Source organism: Pseudomonas sp. 24 E 13 (assembly GCF_900004715.1).
In the GTDB taxonomy this organism is placed as follows: Bacteria; Pseudomonadota; Gammaproteobacteria; order Pseudomonadales; family Pseudomonadaceae; genus Aquipseudomonas; species Aquipseudomonas orientalis_A.
In genome coordinates this window covers 1-3,299 of the sequence record NZ_CVTO01000018.1, presented here as the reverse complement: position 1 = coordinate 3,299, position 3,299 = coordinate 1, and the positions used below count along the sequence as shown (strand labels likewise).

At 66.5% G+C, this 3,299-nt stretch carries 1 protein-coding gene; it reads left to right on the top strand.

Going from position 1 to position 3,299, the window contains the following annotated elements; genetic code table 11:
• Positions 1 to 3,208 (top strand): TauD/TfdA family dioxygenase (locus BFP90_RS00635; protein ID WP_141688885.1); only part of this gene is annotated, 3,208 nt, incomplete at its 5' end.
• Positions 3,209 to 3,299 lie beyond the last annotated feature (91 nt).

Below are 3,299 nucleotides of genomic sequence, written 5' to 3'. Positions count from 1 at the left end.
CGACGAGTTCCTCTGTGAGGTTCCGCCAGGCCGTGCCGGCGAGCTGTATATCGCAGGCCTTGGGCTGGCCCGTGGTTATGCCGGGCAGCCGGCGCTGAGCGCCGAGCGTTTCATCGCCGACCCGTTCGGCGGCGCTGGCGGGCGCCTGTACCGCACCGGCGATGTCGCCCGGTGGCAGGCCGATGGGCAGTTGTATTACCTGGGCCGCAGCGACGATCAGATCAAGCTGCGCGGCTTCCGTATCGAGCTGGGTGAGATCGAGGCGGCGCTGCTCGGTCACCCGGGGGTCGCCCAGGCGGTGGTGGCGGTGCAGGGTGAGCACCTGGCCGCGTTCTGGGTTGCCAGTCTGGCTGGCGAGCCGAGCGCAGACGAGTTGCGTGAACATCTGCAGGCACGTCTGCCGGTGTATATGCTGCCAACTCACCTGCAAGCGCTGCCGGCATTGCCGCTCAACAGCAACGGCAAGGTGGATCGCCAGCAATTGCCGCAGTTGCGCAACCAGCAGCAGGCGGCAGCCGGCAGCGCGCAGCGGCCGATGAGCGCCAGCGAGGCCCTGCTGAGCGAGATCTGGGGCCAGGTGCTGCAGCTCGAGCAGGTGCCGCTCGATGGGCATTTCTTCCAGCTCGGCGGGCACTCGCTGATGGCCGCGCAGGTGCGTTCGCGTCTGCGCGAGCAGGGCTTCGAGGTGCCGCTGCGCTGGCTGTTCGAGACGCCTTCGCTGACGGAGCTGGCGGCGCGCGTGGAAACCCAGGCCACCGCCATCGACCCGGCTGGATTGAGCATCGCGCGGGTCGATCAGCACATCGACCAGCCGCTGTCGCCTGCGCAGCAACGGGTCTGGCTGATGCAGCAACTGCAGCCGAGCGACAGCAGCTTCAATATGAGCAGCAACGTGCGCCTGCGTGGCGCCCTCGATACCCAGGCGTTGCAGCGGGCCTTGCAGCGTGTGATACGACGCCATGCGATCCTGCGCACCACCTACCATCAGCAGCAGGGCGAGGCGCGCCAGCGCATCCAGGCGGATTCTGCGTTGACGCTGCAACTGGCGACCCTGAGCCAGGCGCAGTGGGCGCAGGCTGAACATGAGATGGCCACGCGACCGTTCGACCTGAGCGTTGAGGCGCCGCTGCGCGCGGTGCTGTATCGCCTGGGCGAGCAGGAACATGTGCTGCAACTGGTGCTGCACCATATCGCCTCCGACGGCTGGTCCGGCTCGGTGCTGATCGGTGAGCTGGTTGAAGGCTACGAGGCCTACAGCCAGGGCCGGCTGCCCGTGGAGCGCGAACTGGCGATCCAGTACGTCGACTATGCCGCCTGGCAGGTTTCAGCGGCGCTGCGCGCCCGTCAGCGCCAGGGCCAGCAGTTCTGGCAACGTACCCTGGCCGGCGTACCGAGCCAGGTGCCGTTGCCGTTCGACTTCCCACGCGGCGAGCGCGATAGCGGCGGTGGCGCGGCCTTGGACTTCCAGTTGCCGGCGGCGACGCTGGCACGCCTGGAGGCCTTGCAGCGTGACAGCGGCTTGTCGCTGTTCATGTTGCTGCTGACCGTCTATGCCGCCGTGCTGCAGCGCGAAACCCAGGGCCGCGACCTGGTCATCGGCACCGACGTGGCCAACCGCGAACACCCGGCTACCGAGGCGCTGATCGGCTTCTTCGTCAACCTGCTGGCGTTGCGCATTCGCCTGCAACCGGAGCTGAGCTTCCGTGAGCAGGCGGTATTGGTGCGCGATGTCTGCCTGGATGCCTTCGCCTGGCAGGACACACCGTTCGAGCAGGTGGTGGAATGTCTCGACCTGCCGCGTGTGGCCAACCAGCATCCATTGCTGCAGACCCTTTTCGTGCTGGACAACACGCCGCGTCAGCCGCGCCGCCTCGGCAACCTCGAGGTCACGCCGCTGAGCCGTGAACAACAACACTCCAAGTTCGATATGGCGCTGTTCGCCGCTGCCGACGGCGATGCCCTCAGCCTGCGCTGGGTGTACCGCACCAGCCTGTTCCGCCCAGCCACCATCGAGCGTTTGCGCGACAGCTTCCTGGCGCTGCTCGATGCTGCGCTGGGTGCGCCGGACAGCCCCATCGATGCCTTACCTCTGCCTTCCAAGGGAGCCGCTGCCATGTCCACCACCACGGACAACCCGCTGCAACGCAAGATGAGCAAGCTCGGCAAGCTGCGCCAGAATGGCCCGGCTGCTGCGGCCAAACCGATCGAAACCCGGCCGCTGCGTGCCGGCTCCAGCTTCCCCCTGCTGGTGCAACTGCGCGAGCGCGAGCTGGCCCCCGCCGTGTGGGCCGAGAACCATCGCGAGCAGGTGGAAGTCTGGCTGCGCGAGCACGGCGGGATTCTCTTCCGTGGTTTCGATCTGCCGACCCCGGCGGACTTCGAGCAGTTCTGCCAGGCGTTGTGCCCGCAGCTGTACAGCGAGTACGGCGATCTGCCGAAGAAGGAGGGCGGCAACAAGATCTACAAGTCCACGCCCTATCCGAAGGACCGCATGATCATGTTCCACAACGAGAGCGCTCACCAGCATCGCTGGCCGCGCCGGCAGTGGTTCTATTGCGAGACGCCGGCCACCAGCGGCGGGGCCACGCCCATCGTCGACAGCCGTGAGGTGTACCGCGAGCTGCCGGCCTGGCTGCAGGTCAAGCTGCGTCGCAAGCAACTGATGTACGTGCGCAATTTCAGCGCCAGCCTGGATGTCAGTTGGCAGCACTTCTTCCAGACGGAGGAGCGTGCCGAGGCCGAGCGCATCTGTCATGAGGGCGGGATTGAGTTCGAGTGGCGCGGCGCCAACCAATTGCACACGCGCCAGGTATGTCCGGCGGTGATCCTCCACCCGCTGACCGGCGATGCCAGCTTCTTCAACCAGATCCAGCTCTACCATCCGGCGTTTCTCGATGCCGATATCCGTGAGCAATTCCTCAAGGGGCGCGATAGCGTCATGCCCCGGCAGGTGTTCTACGGTGATGGCAGCGAACTGGAAGAGGCTGCCATCGAGGCGATCAATGCCGCTTACGAGCGTTGTGCGGTGCGCTTCGACTGGCAGCGCGGCGATGTGGTGATGCTCGACAACATGCTCGCCGCCCATGCCCGCGACCCCTTCGAGGGTGAGCGGCGCATCGTCGTCGCCATGGGCGACATCTATCGCCGCGATCAGGTCGCGGCCGCACCGGCTACGGCTGAGGAAAACGCTCTGGAGATGACACCATGATGGATCTTGGCCTGCCTCTTTCCCCGGCCCAGAAGCAATTGGCCGAGGCCAGCCCGCAGGCGTACCGCTGGGTGCGCATGACGCTCGCCGG